At 71.6% G+C, this 14,434-nt stretch carries 12 protein-coding genes; 5 read left to right on the top strand and 7 right to left on the bottom strand.

Features of this window, described 5'->3' with window-relative positions; genetic code table 11:
- Window positions 1-37: 37 nt before the first annotated feature.
- Together BIV03_RS13635 and BIV03_RS13630 are read right to left on the bottom strand one after the other, a co-directional pair.
- Window positions 38-1,063 (bottom strand): Gfo/Idh/MocA family protein, encoded by a 1,026-nt coding sequence (locus BIV03_RS13635; RefSeq protein ID WP_071296082.1) that lies wholly within the window; start codon window positions 1,061-1,063, stop codon window positions 38-40.
- Window positions 1,060-2,082: a Gfo/Idh/MocA family protein gene (locus BIV03_RS13630; RefSeq protein WP_071296081.1), complete on the bottom strand. Its 1,023-nt coding sequence runs from the start codon at window positions 2,080-2,082 to the stop codon at window positions 1,060-1,062. The genes BIV03_RS13635 and BIV03_RS13630 overlap by 4 nt, the downstream gene beginning before the upstream one ends.
- Before the next feature lie 157 nt (window positions 2,083-2,239).
- Between BIV03_RS13630 and BIV03_RS13625 the strand changes: the two genes are divergently transcribed.
- From BIV03_RS13625 to BIV03_RS13605, 5 genes are all read left to right on the top strand, one after another.
- Window positions 2,240-3,253: a sugar ABC transporter permease gene (locus BIV03_RS13625; RefSeq protein ID WP_254790898.1), complete on the top strand. Its 1,014-nt coding sequence runs from the start codon at window positions 2,240-2,242 to the stop codon at window positions 3,251-3,253.
- Window positions 3,250-4,176: a carbohydrate ABC transporter permease gene (locus BIV03_RS13620; RefSeq protein WP_083403435.1), complete on the top strand. Its 927-nt coding sequence runs from the start codon at window positions 3,250-3,252 to the stop codon at window positions 4,174-4,176. The genes BIV03_RS13625 and BIV03_RS13620 overlap by 4 nt, the downstream gene beginning before the upstream one ends.
- Before the next feature lie 2 nt (window positions 4,177-4,178).
- Window positions 4,179-5,798, top strand: a complete 1,620-nt coding sequence (locus tag BIV03_RS13615) for a hypothetical protein (RefSeq protein WP_071296080.1) — start codon at window positions 4,179-4,181, stop codon at window positions 5,796-5,798.
- Between the two features lie 225 nt (window positions 5,799-6,023).
- Window positions 6,024-6,653, top strand: coding sequence for an SRPBCC family protein (locus tag BIV03_RS13610; RefSeq protein WP_139201984.1), 630 nt, complete (start codon window positions 6,024-6,026; stop codon window positions 6,651-6,653).
- A complete protein-coding gene (locus BIV03_RS13605; protein WP_071296079.1) occupies window positions 6,650-7,321 on the top strand; it encodes a DUF4166 domain-containing protein in 672 nt (223 codons plus the stop codon). The genes BIV03_RS13610 and BIV03_RS13605 overlap by 4 nt, the downstream gene beginning before the upstream one ends.
- 24 nt (window positions 7,322-7,345) lie before the next feature.
- Here BIV03_RS13605 and BIV03_RS13600 read toward each other — a convergent pair whose 3' ends face one another.
- Genes BIV03_RS13600 through hrpA form a run of 5 tightly spaced genes read right to left on the bottom strand, consistent with a single transcriptional unit; the run spans window position 7,346 to window position 14,330 of the window.
- Window positions 7,346-8,002 (bottom strand): CatA-like O-acetyltransferase, encoded by a 657-nt coding sequence (locus BIV03_RS13600; protein ID WP_071296078.1) that lies wholly within the window; start codon window positions 8,000-8,002, stop codon window positions 7,346-7,348.
- Window positions 7,999-9,306 (bottom strand): HAD-IA family hydrolase, encoded by a 1,308-nt coding sequence (locus tag BIV03_RS19745; RefSeq protein ID WP_175475855.1) that lies wholly within the window; start codon window positions 9,304-9,306, stop codon window positions 7,999-8,001. Before BIV03_RS19745 ends, BIV03_RS13600 begins: the two co-directional genes overlap by 4 nt.
- A 6-nt stretch (window positions 9,307-9,312) precedes the next feature.
- On the bottom strand, window positions 9,313-9,681 hold the full coding sequence (locus BIV03_RS13590) for a VOC family protein (protein ID WP_070418086.1): 369 nt from the start codon (window positions 9,679-9,681) through the stop codon (window positions 9,313-9,315).
- A complete protein-coding gene (locus tag BIV03_RS13585) occupies window positions 9,678-10,451 on the bottom strand; it encodes a CPBP family intramembrane glutamic endopeptidase (protein WP_083403434.1) in 774 nt (257 codons plus the stop codon). The genes BIV03_RS13590 and BIV03_RS13585 overlap by 4 nt, the downstream gene beginning before the upstream one ends.
- Before the next feature lie 18 nt (window positions 10,452-10,469).
- Entirely contained in the window at window positions 10,470-14,330 is a 3,861-nt protein-coding gene (hrpA, locus tag BIV03_RS13580; protein WP_071296077.1) for an ATP-dependent RNA helicase HrpA, read from the bottom strand.
- Between the last annotated feature and the right edge of the window lie 104 nt (window positions 14,331-14,434).

Raw genomic sequence — 14,434 nt, 5'->3', positions numbered from 1 at the left:
CTCCCGTCCGCAGTGGGGTCGCCGGGCGACGCGTCGCTCACGCCGTCGGGACGGGCACCGTCCTGCCGGTCCGCACCGACTCCTGCGCCGCGAGGACGATCGACAGCGTCCGCAACCCGACCTGCACGTCGGGCTGGGGCTGCGCGCCGTCCCGCACCGCGTCGAGGAACGTCCGCAGCATCGGCACGTCGTGGTCCGCCCCGTACCGCAGTTCGATCGGCCGGCCGCCGACCGCGTCGAGCCCCCTGGCCGCCGCGCCGAAGAAGTCGACCGACACCGTGCCGCCCGTCCCCGCGACGTCGAGCGTCAGGCCGCCCCACGCGGGCGCCGTGTCCGGGCGGCTCCACGAGCAGTCGACCGCGACGACCATCCCGGTGTCGTAGCTCACCGTCACGAGCCCGGCCGTCTCGGCCCGTGCGCGCTCGGCGTGCAGCACGCGGTTCGCGACGGCGGTGACGGACACCGGTCGCGCGCCGGTCAGCCCGTCGACGAGGTCGGCGACGTGCACGACGTGGTCGACGATCGCGCCGCCGCCGCTCAGCCCCGGGTCGGTGAACCAGTCGCGCGTGAGCGGCAGCATGCCGTTGTTCGCGCCGCGGACCGAGAACACCGTGCCGAGTGCACCCGAGGCGTGCGTGGCACGCAACCGGTCGAACGCCGACGCGAACCGCACCGGGTAGGCCATCATCAGCGTGACCCCGGCGCGCTGCACGGCGTCGCGGATCGCGAGGCCGTCCTCCCACGAGGTGGCGAGCGGCTTCTCGCAGAGCACGTGTGCGCCGGCGGCGGCTGCCCGTTCGACGAACTCGCGGTGCCGCGCGTTCTCGCTGGTGACCACGACGGCGTCCGGTCCCCAGGCGAGGAGGTCGTCGACCGTGTCGGCGTGGCCGACGCCGAGCGCTCCGGTGAGGTCGGCGCCCCGGAGTTCGCCGAGGGTCGTGCCGGTCGAGACGCCGCCGGGGTCCGTCCCGCGCACCTCGACGTCGGGCATCGCGGCGAGCGCCGAGAGGTACCCGATCGCGTGCGTGTGGGCGAAGGACAGGACGCCGACGCGGAGGGTCACAGCGTCACCTCCACGGGTTGTCCGGACTCGATGGACGCCAGGGCGGCGTTGGCGAGGCGCACCGCGACGGCACCGTCCGCCGCACTGACGCGGGGGAGCGGCCCGCCGTCGAACGCGGCGACGAAGTCTGCGAGCTCGAGGGCGTACGGGTCCTCGGCGGGGTCGACGGACGGCAGGAACCCGTCGACAGCGGTCGGGGTCGCGAGGTCGGCGCGGGTGTCCTCCTCGGCGAGGGACGAGTGCGACAGGCTGCCGAGCGTCCCGGTCACCGAGTACTCCGTGCTGAAGGCCAGGTGCGGTGGTCCCCAGAGTCCGGCGACGTGGCTGATCGCGCCGGACGCGTGCGTGAGGAGGACGTGCGCGGCCTCGACCGGGTGCTCGTCGTCGCCCGTGCGGACGGTGACGGCGGACACCCGGGTGACCGGACCGGCGACCCAGCGGGCGATGTCGAGGTCGTGGATCATCTGGTCCATCACGATGCCGCCGGACTGTGCCCGGTCGCCGAACCACGCGACACGGGTCGGGAACGCCCCGGAGCGGGAGAAGCGCAGGACGGCGAGGTCGCCCAGGAGGCCCGTGGTGACGGCCTCGTGCAGCCGCCGGTACGCGGGGAACCAGCGGACGACGTGCGCCGGGTAGAGCTGCAGGCCCGCGTCCGCCGCCCGGGCGACGAGGTCGTCGGCGTCGGCGTCGGTGCGGGCGAGGGGCTTCTCGGAGACGACGTGCCTGCCCGCCGCGAGTGCCGCGCGGACGACGGTGGCGTGGGCCGGTGTCGGGACGACCACGTCGACGACGTCGACCGCGGCGAGCAGCTCGTCGAGCGAGTCGGCGACGGTGATCGTGCTGCCGACCCGTGCGGCCTCGTCCGCGAAGGCGGCGGCGAGCGCGGGCGCACCGTCCTCCGAGTGCACGACGAGGTCGCCCAGGCGGAGGAGCCCGGGGACGTGCGCCACCGCGATGCCGCCGGCGCCCACGAGTCCGATCCGCCGGCGTGGTCGGGGTGCTGACTGCAGCGTCATGGAGCCAGCGTAGAGGTCCGCCGGACGCGGTGCGGCGATGAGACCCGGCTTCGTCCCGATGGACCGTTACAACGATGGAAACGTTTGGCAACGGGTTGCCGCACGGTTGCCGTCACCGCCAGGGTCGCTCCAGGAATCCAACGGAGGGGGCCACCGAGTGACGAAGCTCGACGACCGTGCGACGAACCGCACGAGGACCGCTGCACAGCGCGACCCGGGAGCGGCACCACCACCCGACCCCGGGCTCCGTCGGCGCAGCACGTGGCAGCGGATCCGCCGTGACCGCGTCCTCCTGCTCATGGGCCTGCCCGGCGTCGCGCTCCTGCTCGGGTTCCACTACCTGCCGCTGCTCGGGAACCTCATCGCGTTCCAGGAGTACCTGCCCTTCGTGCCGCTCGGCCGCAGCCCCTGGGTCGGCGTCGAGAACTTCTCCGTCATCTTCGACGGCGACCCCGAGTTCCTCCGCGCCCTCGGCAACACGCTGCTCATCACGCTCGTGCAGGTCGTGTTCGTGTTCCCGGCGCCGATCATCCTCGCGCTCATGCTCAACTCGCTGCTCTCCGAGCGGATCAAGCAGGTCGTGCAGTCGGTGCTGTACCTGCCGCACTTCCTGTCGTGGGTGATCGTGGTCGCGGTGTTCCAGCAGATCCTCGGCGGCTCCGGACTCGTGAACAACGCCATCCGCGCGGCCGGCGGTGACGCGATCGACTTCCTCGGCAACCCGAACGGGTTCATCGCCCTGCTGACCAGCCAGGTGATCTGGAAGGACACCGGGTGGGCGACGATCCTGTTCCTCGCGGTCCTCAGCCAGATCGACGCGAGCCTGTACGAGGCCGCGAAGATGGACGGCGCGAGTCGCTGGCGGCAGCTCTGGCACGTCACGCTGCCCGGCATGCGCGGCATCATCATCCTGCTGCTCATCCTCCGGCTCGGCGACTCCCTGACCGTCGGGTTCGAGCAGATCCTCCTGCAGCAGCAGGCCGTCGGCCGGGCCGCGAGCGAGGTCCTCGACACCTACGTCTACAACAACGGCGTGCTCGGCGGGCAGTGGGGCGTCGCCGCAGCGGTCGGGCTCGTGAAGGGCGTCGTCGGCGTCCTGCTCGTCCTCGGCGCCAACAAGCTCGCGCACGTCTTCGGCGAAGCGGGCGTCTACCAGAAGGAGGCGAAGTGACCGCCACGCACACCGTGACCGTCCCCCGGACGAAGAAGCGCCGCCGCGGTGGCCCGGACGCGCCCCCGCTGCCCGGACGGCTGCTCACCGGGTTCGTCCTGCTCGTGATCTGCCTCGTCGTCATCCTGCCGTTCGTCGGCATCGTGTCGACCAGCCTCGCGCCCGTCGCCCAGGTGAACGACGCCGGCGGGTTCGTGGTGTGGCCGCAGGGACTCGACCTCGGCGCGTACCAGAGCATCTTCGCCGGCGGCGTCGTCACCCGCGCGATGCTCGTCAGCATCGGGATCACCGTCGTCGGGACGCTCATCAGCCTGTTCGTCAGCGCGATGCTCGCCTACGCCCTGAGCCGTCCGGGGTCGTACGGCTCCGGGTTCGTCCTGAGCCTCGTGCTGGTCAGCCTGCTGTTCGCGCCCGGGCTCATCCCGAACTACCTCGTCGTCAAGGAGTTCGGGCTGCTCGACTCGTACTGGGCCCTGATCCTCCCGACGGCCCTCAGCGCGTTCAACGTCATCGTGATGCGGTCGTTCTTCATGGCGATCCCGAAGGAGCTCATCGAGTCCGCCCGCATCGACGGCGCCGGCGACTTCCAGGTCTTCTGGCGGATCGTGCTCCCGCTGTCCAAGGCCGTCCTCGCCGTGATCGGCCTGTTCTACGCGGTCGGCTACTGGAACGCCTTCTTCAACGCGCTGCTCTACATCAACGACACCGCGAAGTGGCCGCTCCAGCTCGTGCTGCGCACCTACGTCATCAACAACGCGCAGCTCGGCGGCGCCGACCTCGGCACGTCCTCCGACGCGCTGCCCCCGCAGGCCTCGATCCAGATGGCGATCCTCGTCGTCTCGATCGTGCCGATCCTGATCGTCTACCCGTTCCTGCAGCGGCACTTCGCCAAGGGTGTCCTGACCGGCGCGGTGAAGGGCTGACCATGACCACCTCCATCAGCCGCCGCGCGCTCGTCGCGGGCGGACTCGGGATCGCGGCCACGACCCTCCTGGCCAGCTGCTCGACCGTGACCCGGTCCACCGACGTCCGGGCCATCAACAAGGCCGTCCAGCTGCCGGACTACGTCCCGTGGACCGGCGGCCCCGAGCCCGTCCTGCCGAAGACGAGCCCGCTCATGCCGAGCGCCTTCCGGAAGATCCCGGCGACCCTCGTGCCGACCAGGGGCAAGCCCGGCGACGGTTCGACCGTGCACGGCAGCGTGCCCACCAACTCGCCCGTCCCGCCGTCGAAGGGGAGCAACCCGTACTGGCAGGGCCTCGACGAGCGGATGGGGATCGACCTCGACCTGACGATCACCCCGAACGCGGACTTCGGCAACAAGTTCGCCACCCAGGTCGCGGGCGACACCCTCGGCGACGTCTTCACGATCAACCAGGCGTTCTCGTACCTGCCGCAGTTCCTCGAGGCGAAGGCCGCCGACCTCAGCCCGTACCTCTCCGGCAGCGGCGTCCGCGACTACCCGTACCTGGCGAACCTGCCGACGGCGTCGTGGCGCGGGACGGTGTTCTCGGGCGGCATCTACGGCGTCCCCGTGCCCCGGGGGCCGCTGACCTCGCAGGCGCTGCACCGCCGCCAGGACCGCTTCGAGCGGCTCGGCGTCGACCCGTCGTTCTCGAGCGTCGACGAGTTCGTGCAGCTCTGCCGGCAGGTCTCCGACCCGCACGCGAACCGATGGGCCCTGGCCTCGGTGCCGACGAGCATCCTCGCGCCGATGCTCGGCCTGCCGAACCAGTGGCAGGAGCAGGGCGGGCGGCTCACCCACATGTACGAGCTCGAGGAGTACGTGGAGCTCCTCGACGTGTCGCGCCGGCTCATCGCCGAGGACCTCGTCCACCCCGACAGCGTCACGGCCTACAACGGCAAGGTCTGGTTCGTGCAGGGCTCCGCGCTGATGCTGTCCGACACGTACAGCGCGATCCCGGGACTCCTGCAGCAGGCCACGCCCGGCTCCGGGTTCGAGCTGACGATCGCCCCGTTCGTCGGACCGTCCGGAGAGGCCGCGAAGCCCTGGTTGGGTGACCCGAACAACACGATCACGTCCGTGGCCGCCGGCTCTGAGTCCCGGGTGCGGATGCTCCTCGACGTCTTGAACTGGTGCGCGTCGCCGTTCGGCACCGAGGCCTGGACCTACCGCAAGTTCGGCATCGAGGGGCGCGACTTCGAGTACCGCGACGGCGCCCCGGTCCTGACGAAGACCGGCAACAGCGAGACCGCGCTCGGCGAGTTCCCGCTGCAGTACTTCACCGAGTGCCCGCTGCCGCTCTACTACGCGGGCAACCCGACGATGACCGACACCGTGTACGAGTCGCTGGCGTCCTGGCTCGACCGCGGACTGCCGAACCCCGTCTACGGCCTGTACTCGCCGACGAACTCGACGAAGGGACCGGCGGTCGGCACGTTCGCGACGAACGCGATCAACGACGTGCTGCTCGGGCGGGCGACGGTCTCGTCGTGGCGGGCGACGGTGCGCGACTGGCGCCGACGGGGCGGCGACGCGATCCGCCGCGAGTACGAGCAGGCGCTGGAGGCGCGCGCCTCCTGACGCGGCTGCTGACGGACGGGAGGCGCGGGTCGGCCCCGCCCCGCCCCTCCCGTCCCGCAGCCCGGCGCGCCCACCCCCCACCGGACTCCGCTGGCTCGCGGACGTCCGCATCCGCCTCCGGTCGTGACCGTTCCGGTTCGCGGAACCCGGGGATCGCGAACCGGAACGGTCACAGGTCGCGCGGATTGCCCGAACCCGGCGCGCTCCGTGCCCTACGCTCGGGCTGTGGGGAAGCGCGGCATCTACGTCGAGACGGTCATCGACGTGGACGTCGACCGGGTGTGGGCGGCGACGCAGGACCCCGAGCAGCACGTCCGGTGGGACGTCCGCTTCTCCGAGATCGTCCCCGAGCCGGCGGACGCCGACGGTGCCGCCCGCTTCACGTACGTCCGGCGCTCCCCGGTGCACGACGTGCACGGCACCGGCGTGAGCATCGGCGAGCGACGTCGTGCGGACGGCACCCGCACGTCGGCACTGCGGTTCGCGACCGACGACCGGTTGTCGCCGATCCGGGCCGGCCGCGGCTACTGGCGGTACGTCCCGACCGACGACGGGCGCACCCGGTTCGTCACCGGCTACGACTACGACTCCGGCTGGGGCCCGCTCGACCTGGTGGTCCGGCCGCTCCTCGGCTGGGCGACCGCGTGGAGCTTCGACCGGCTCCGGATCTGGCTGGAACGCGGGGCCGAGCCGGAGGCCTGGCCGCTCACCTCGGTGCTGCAGCCGTGGCGGCGGGACCGGCCCCGCGCCTCCAGGACCCGCCGCGCGCCCGTCGGTGGCACCCGGCGAGGCGACCAGCTGCACGACGCGCCCGCCACCCTGGCAGCGCTGCCCGACCCGGGAGGCGACCGATGAGCTCGGTGTTCGAGGAGGCGCTCGGCGCCGACTTCCAGCGGCTGCACCCGCAGATGCGCCGCAGGTTCGGCGTCGGTCTCGACGCCGCCGAGGCGTGCACCGGCCGCGGCGTCATGACGTCGATCCGCCGGGGACCGTGGTGGACCGTGCCGTTCCTGCAGATCGGGCGACTGCGGAACATCCTCGTCCCGGACGTCGGGACGGACGTGCCGTTCACGATCGAGAACTACCCCTACCGCGACCGGTACGGCCGCGAGACGGTGACGTTCGTCCGGACCTACACGACCAAGCCCGGGCGGACCGCTCGGTTCGACGCCACGATGGTGCTCGTCGACGGCCGGGTGCTCGACTACCTCGGTTCCCACCAGCACCTCGCGGTGGACCTCGACCTGACCGTCGACGACCGCGGTGGCCTCGTCCTGACCTCGGAGGCGCAGCGGTTCTACGAGGGGCCGATCGCGTTCCGTTTCCCGATGCTGTTCAGCGGTCGCGCGACCCTCCACGAGTGGTGGTCGGACGACGACCAGGCGTTCCACGTCGACCTCGAGGTGCACAACCGCGTCTTCGGGTTCCTGTTCGGCTACCGCGGGACGTTCACCTGCGAGTGGACGCCGGCGACCGACGCCCCCGAGCGGTTGAAGCCGCGGCGGACCGAACTCCGGACCTGACCGCGGCGGCGGGCACCAGGGTGTTCAGCGGCGGAGCCACCCCGCCTCGGCGAGCACCGTCTGGAGCTCGTCGACGAACCGGGACCCGTGGAAGCCGTCCGTGACCGCGTGGTTCACCTGGAGCGCGAGCGGCATCAGCGTGCGCCCCTCGACGAACCGGTACCGGCCGATGGTGAAGATCGGCAGCAGGTGGTCCCAGCCGTCCCGCACGTGCAGGGCGAACCCGGTGAAGGACGCCCCGGGCAGGGTCGAGATGTCGAAGACGTTCCGCGGGCGGTCCTCCTGCGGGAACATCCGGTGGTCGTCCCGGTAGCGCTCCATCGTGGCGACCGCGGCCTCGTGGAAGCGCGCCGGATCGTCGTCGTACGGCACGGTCAGCACCGAGAACGTCTCGGTGTCGGGGTGGAACACGGTGAACATCGGGTGCACCACGTCCCAGACGGCAGGCGACCCGTCGTCGAGCAGCTGCATCCGGAACTCGGCGTGCCGGTTCACCACCGAGGCGATCGCCCAGATCTGCGACGCGTACGTGCGGCGGTCCGTGGCGCGCACGGTCTCGGCGAAGTCCGTGACGTCGAGCTCGACGGTCATCTCCCACGTGCAGGGCACCCGGTCGCGGTAGTGCTCGAAGTGTTCGCGTCGGGGCCAGCGGTCGAGGTCGACGGGGCGGAGCTCGGTCATGGGACCAGCTTCGTCGCGAGCGCCTGGTCGAGTGCCGAACGGTCCCCGTCGATCGTCACGGCGACCGTGTCGAGTGGACGCCTGCCCCAGAGGACGAGCAGCAGGTCCTCCGCCCGCCCCGTCACCCGGACCGCCGGCCCGGCACCCGCCGTCCCGACGAGCTCCGCCTCGCCGTCGGCGTCCGGGAACCGGAACACGACGGTCTGCGACAACGGGTCGACGCGGCCGAGGCGCACCTGGCGCGGGTACAGGTCGCCGACCGCCTCGCGCACGCCGTCGGCCGCCGTGTCGGCCTGGAGGCGCGGCTCGCCCCCGACCGCCTGCTGCGCGTCCCACAGGTGGATCGTCGTCTCGTGCAGCTGCCGTCGTGCCCACGTGCCGGCCGCGTCGGGTGGGTAGATCGCGCTGCACGCCGCGTCCGCGGGGCGCGCGCGGAGCGCGGCCACGAGGCGGTCCGCGCCGGCGCGGAACCGGTCGGCGAGGTCGGCGGGCTCCGGCGCTTCCGGGTCGTCCGGCTCGGTTCCGGTGAGCTGGCCGAGGGCCCAGCGGTGGACGTCCGTCAGGTGCCCGGCGAGGTCCGCCAGCGTCCACCCCGGGCAGGACGGCACCACGGCGCGGTGGTCGCCCGTCCGGAGCACCGCCTCGAAGCCGTCGACCGCCTCCGCGAGCAGGTCGATGCGGGCCCGGTAGGTGGATCCACCGGCGTCGGTGAGGTCGATGCCGCTCGAGCGCAGGGCAGCACGGAGTCCGTCGACCCCGGTGAAGTGGTGGACCCGCATGCCGAGCTCCTCCGCCCCGGCCAGCTTCCGCTCCGAGTCATCCGTGAAGAACACCTCGGGTCCGTCGAGGTCGAGCGCGTCGAGCACGTGCCGGAAGGCCCGGACGTCGGGCTTCGCGAACCCGATCTCGTGCGAGCTGAACACGGCGTCGACCCGGTCGTGCAGGCCGAACGAGGCCACCTCGGCCGGGATGCCGTCCGTGCCGTTCGTGAGCACCGCCGTCGTGTACCCGGCGGCGCGGAGCTCGTCCGCGAGGGCCAGTACCTCGGCGTCCGGGGTGAACGGCTGTCGGCCCCAGGCCTCGGCGGCGTGCTGGTCGCCGATGCGCTCGCCGACGGCCCGGACCCACTCGGCACGGGTGATCCGGCCGGTCGTGACCTCGTCGATCAGGGGTGCGGCGAACGCCACCGCCTCGATCGTTCCCGGTGGCAAACCGTGCGCGCGTTCGATGGCCGCGACGTGCTCCGGGTGGAAGTGCCGGATGACGCCGTCCAGGTCGAACAGGACCGCTCGGATGCCCGTCACGAGCCGTCAGTCGTTCGGACGGATGAGGCAGAACGGGTGCCCGGCCGGGTCGAGGTACACGCGGAACGTGTCCGTCCCCGAGCCCGTCGCCGTCGCCCCGATGGCCAGGACCGCGGTCTCGCCGGCGTCCAGGTCGTCGACCTTCACGTCGAGGTGGCTCTGCTGCGGGACGTCCTGGCCGGGCCACTCGGGGGCGCGGTACTCCGCCACCTGCTGGAAGGCGAGGATCGGCCGGTGGTCCGTGAAGGGGAGCGCGACCTCGGTCCAGTCCTCGTCGAAGCCGACGATCTCGCCGCCGAGCAGTTCGGCGTAGAAGCGGGCGAGGGCGCGAGGGTCTGCGCAGTCGAGGACGATGACGTCGAGTGTGCCGATCACAGGAGTGCTCCCGCCGTGACGATCGCGAAGGTGAAGAGGACCCAGTCGTTGATGATGTGCGCGCCGGTGCTGACGGCGATGTTCTTCGTGCGGATGTACGCCAGCGTCAGGACGAGCCGTGCGACACCGATGACGAGGAACGCCTGGACGGGGTTCCAGCCGTACGTGGGCAGGTGCGCGGCGCCGAACCAGACCGCCGTCACGAGCCACGCCACGAGGATCGCGCCCTTCCGCGACATCCCGCCGCGCGCGCAGAACGACAGCACGGCGAGGAACGGCAGGATCGAGAAGAGCTCCTCGCCGAACAGCTGGATCGCCGTGCCGACGTAGAAGCTCGTCACCTCGGCCGCACCGTGGATGCCGTCCGTCGCACCGTTCGAGTTCGCGCCGAACACGTACTTGACGACGATGCCCACCGCGAAGGTCACGATGAGGTTCGCCACCGCGAACCCCACCATCGTGAGGACGTCCCGCCCCGTGGTCCGCTGGAAGATCCGCGACCAGTGCCGGCGGGTGAAGACGATGAACACCGCGAGGGGGATCGCGGCGAAGAGGAACCGGGGGACCAGCGACTGGACGTTGTCCGCCGCGGGGGTGAAGCTCAGGACGAGGAACCCGACGGCACACGCGGCGATCACCGCCACCCACTGCAGGATCGACAGCGGCAGCGGATCACCGTCGTAGTACGGGAAGTCCCGCCCGTCCCTGCGCTCGATCGCCCTGCCGTACCGCGCCTGCACCCGTTCCGGCCTCGCCGTCGTCCCCACCATGCCCCGAGGCTAGCGGGATCAACGGGCGGCGGCCAGGGCCTTCGTGATGCGCTGCAGCGAGACCGTCTCGGCGGTGCCGAGCTCCTGCGCGAACAGACTGAGCCGGAACTCCTCGAGCATCCAGCGGGCGTGCACGAGTTCGGGGTGCGCGCCGACGGACGGCGGGAAGGTGCCGCCCGCGTCGACGTACCGGTCGGTCGCCACGGTGACCTCGCGCATCCACGTGGCATCGCGCCCGGGGTTCTGCAGGAGCTTCTGCACGCGTGCGTCGACGCCCTGCAGGTACACCCGGATGCGCCGGAGACGATCGAGCCCGGCGACCGAGACGAACCCCGGGAAGACGAGCCGCTCCATCTGCTGCCGCATGTCCGTGAGCGCCGGCAGGAGCGACATCGAGTTCGCCTGCTTGAGCGACCGTTCCGCGGCGCGGTGCGCGGCGAGGACCGCGGCCACCTCGGACACGGCGGTGAACATCGTGTCGACGACGGTCGCGGACACGGTGTCGCGCACGGACTCGAAGTCGGTCTTCGTGAACACCAGCCCGTCGGGGTGCGCCCGGCGGATCCCGGCGTCCACGACCGCCGCGAGGACGTCGTCGAAGAGCGCCGCGGTGGAGGGGTACGGGCTGGCGGCGAGCGCGAGCTTCTCCTGCGCGGTCAGGTGGGACTGGATGTAGGAGACCGGCGAGGGCACCGCGTGCATGACCAGCCGCCGGACACCGGCGGGCATCCGCACGGCCCGGTCGGACGGCGTCGCGAGCAGCTGGACGCCGACCGTCGCCTTCGGGCCGTCGCCCTCCTCCACGAGGGACGGGTACGCGCGGATCACGCCACCCGCCTGCTTCGTGTCGAGCACCTGCGGCAGGTCGTCGGACGGCCAGGTGGTGAGCTCTGACCGCTCCACGGCGCCACCGGAGGCGGCGGACGCGACGCGAGCCGCGCCTCCTGGACGCCCTGCGGCGCGCGTCGTCGCCGAGGCGACGCTCTGCTGCGTCCGGTCCTTGAGCTTCGTCTGGAGGGCCGAGAGGTCCTTGCCGGCCTCGACCCGACGGCCGCGTTCGTCGACGACCGCCCACGTCGGCAGGAGGTGGCCCGGAACCCGCGAGAGGTCGAAGTCCGACTCCGACACCGGCACGTAGGTCATGCGCTGGATCGCCTTGGCGAGGGTGGCGCGGAACGACTCGGTCGGCTCGGTCGGGGCGTCGTCGGGGAGCTCGGCGACGATCTTCTCGGCCCAGTCGGCAGCGGGGACGACGTTCTTCCGGATCTGCTTCGGCAGGGACTTGATGAGCGCCGTGACGAGCTCCTTGCGGAGGCCGCGCACCTGCCAGTCGAAGCCCTCTTCGCGCATGCGGGGGAGCAGCGCGAGCGGCACCTGCACGCTCACGCCGTCGTCCTGCGCGCCGGGTTCGAACCGGTACTTGATCGCGAGGCGCTGGTCGCCGCTCCGCCACTGGGTCGGGTACTCCTGCTGGTCCTGTGCGGCCTCGGCCGCGTCTTCGTCCAGCAGGTCCGACCGGCGCATCGTGAGCAGGTCCGGCTGCTCGCGCCTCGTCTGCCGCCACCAGCCCTCGAAGTCGCGCGTGGTCGCGATGTCGGCCGGGATGCGGGCGTCGTAGAACTCGAAGACCCGCTCGTCGTCGAAGAGGATGTCGCGGCGACGCGTGCGCTCCTCGAGCTGTTCGAGCTCGCGCCGCAGCCTGCGGTTGTCGCGGTCGAACGCCTGCTGCGCGTCCCACTCGCCCTCGACGAGCGCGTGCCGGATGAAGAGCTCACGCGAGTGCTCCGGGTCGACGCGCTTGTACTGCACGCGGCGGCGCTGGACGATCGGGACGCCGAACAGGGTGACCCGTTCGTAGGCGACCGCCGCACCCTGCTTCTTCTCCCAGTGGGGTTCGCCGTACGTGCGCTTCAGGAGGTCCCCGGCGAGCGGCTCGACCCACGCCGGGTCGATCCGACCGACCGTCCGGGCGAAGAGCCGACTCGTCTCGACGAGTTCGGCGGCCATCACCGCGTCCGGTTGCTTCTTGGCGAGGACACTGCCGGGGAACACCACGAACCGGGTGTTCCGCGAGCCGAGGTAGTCGCGCTTCTCACGGTCGCGCAGACCGATCTGGCTGAGGAGTCCGGCCAGCAGGGAACGGTGCACCGCGTCGCCGTCGTCGGAGCGCGCCTGCCCGATGCGGACGTCGACCTGCTTCGCCGCGCGGGAGAGCTGCCGGTACAGGTCCTGCCACTCGCGGATGCGGAGGTAGTTCAGGAACTCGGCCTTGCACAGGCGACGGAACGCACTGGACGAGAGCTCGTCCTGCTTGTCCTCGATGTGGTTCCAGAGGTTGAGCAGGGTGAGGAAGTCGCTCGTCGGATCGGCGAACCGGGCGTGCAGCTGATCGGCGTGCGCGCGCTTCTCGAGGGGGCGCTCGCGCGGGTCCTGGATGCTCAGGGCGCTGACGACGGCGATGACCTCGCGCCCGACGCCCTGCCGACCGGCCTCGAGCACCATGCGTCCGAGCCTGGGGTCGATGGGCAACCGGGTGAGCTGCTTGCCGGTCTTCGTGATCGTGCCCGCGGCGTCGACGGCTCGGAGCTCGCGGAGCAGGTCGAGGCCGTCCTTCACACCCCGGGAGTCCGGCGGCTGCAGGAACGGGAACGCCTCGATGTCGCCGAACCCCAGCGAGATCATCTGCAGGATCACCGCCGCGAGGTTCGTCCGCAGGATCTCGGGGTCGGTGAACTCCGGACGGCGTTCGAAGTCGTCCTCGGAGTAGAGCCGGATCGCGATGCCGGCGCTCGTGCGGCCCGCGCGACCGGAGCGCTGGTTCGCGCTCGCCTGCGAGATCGCCTCGATCGGCAGCCGCTGCACCTTGGCCCGCGGCGAGTAGCGCGAGATGCGGGCGGTGCCGACGTCGATCACGTACTTGATGCCGGGGACCGTCAGACTCGTCTCCGCCACGTTGGTCGCGAGGACCACTCGGCGTCGGATGCCCGGTGTGGTGCGCCGCTCGAAGACCCGGTGCTGGTCGGCGGCGGACAGACGACCGTAGAGCGGGAGGACCTCGGTACCGGGGTAGCGCTTGCCCTCGATGGCGTCCTGCGCGTCGCGGATCTCGTTCTCGCCGGAGAGGAACACGAGGACGTCGCCCGGGTCCTCCTGCGCGAGTTCGTCGAGCGCGTCGGTGATCCCCTGCATCGTGTCGCGGTCGTCGGCCGTGCGGCCGCCGTGGTCGTCCGTCCGCGGATCGTCCTCGTCGCCTTCGTCGTCGCGGTCGGCGTCGTCGGCGTCCTCCGCGACGAGCGGGCGGTACCGGATCTCGACCGGGTAGGTGCGGCCGGACACCTCGATGATCGGTGCCCCGCCGAAGTGCTGCGAGAACGACTCGGGGTCGATCGTCGCACTCGTGATGATGAGCTTGAGGTCCGGCCGGCGGGGGAGCAGCCGCTTGAGGTAGCCGAGCAGGAAGTCGATGGTGAGGGACCGCTCGTGCGCCTCGTCGATGATGATCGTGTCGTACCGCTTGAGGTCGCGGTCGAAGTGGATCTCGTTGAGCAGGATGCCGTCGGTCATCAGCTTGACCCGGGTGTCGGAGGACACCTTGTCGGTGAAGCGGACCTGGTACCCGACGAGGCCGCCGAGCTCGCCCCCGAGCTCTTCGGAGACGCGCTCGGCGATGGTCCGGGCAGCGATCCGTCGGGGCTGGGTGTGCCCGATGTGCTCACGTCCGAGCTCGAGGCAGATCTTCGGCAGCTGGGTGGTCTTGCCCGACCCCGTGGCGCCGGCGACGATCACGACCTGGTTGTCGCGGATGGCGGCAGCGATGTCGTCCCGCCGCTGCGACACCGGCAGTTTGGGCGGGTACGTGATGACGGGGGTGGCAGACATGAGCCCTCCAGGATACCGCGCCGGGGGTCGGTGGGTCGCTAGCCTGTCGTGCGGACTCGATCGCCGAGGAGAGGAACCGGCCGGTGCACGTGTGGATCCGCCCG

The sequence above is a fragment of the Curtobacterium sp. MCBA15_016 genome (assembly GCF_001865105.1).
Lineage (GTDB): Bacteria > Actinomycetota > Actinomycetes > Actinomycetales > Microbacteriaceae > Curtobacterium.
This window is presented reverse-complemented; position numbering and strand designations above follow the sequence as displayed.

Bases quoted from the DNA above. Each gene is read 5' to 3' on its own strand.
- BIV03_RS13630 (WP_071296081.1), bottom strand. From the start codon at position 2,082: ATGACGCTGCAGTCAGCACCCCGACCACGCCGGCGGATCGGACTCGTG.
- BIV03_RS13615 (WP_071296080.1), top strand. From the start codon at position 4,179: ATGACCACCTCCATCAGCCGCCGCGCGCTCGTCGCGGGCGGACTCGGG.
- BIV03_RS13605 (WP_071296079.1), top strand. From the start codon at position 6,650: ATGAGCTCGGTGTTCGAGGAGGCGCTCGGCGCCGACTTCCAGCGGCTG.
- BIV03_RS13600 (WP_071296078.1), bottom strand. From the start codon at position 8,002: ATGACCGAGCTCCGCCCCGTCGACCTCGACCGCTGGCCCCGACGCGAA.
- BIV03_RS13585 (WP_083403434.1), bottom strand. From the start codon at position 10,451: ATGGTGGGGACGACGGCGAGGCCGGAACGGGTGCAGGCGCGGTACGGC.
- hrpA (WP_071296077.1), bottom strand. From the start codon at position 14,330: ATGTCTGCCACCCCCGTCATCACGTACCCGCCCAAACTGCCGGTGTCG.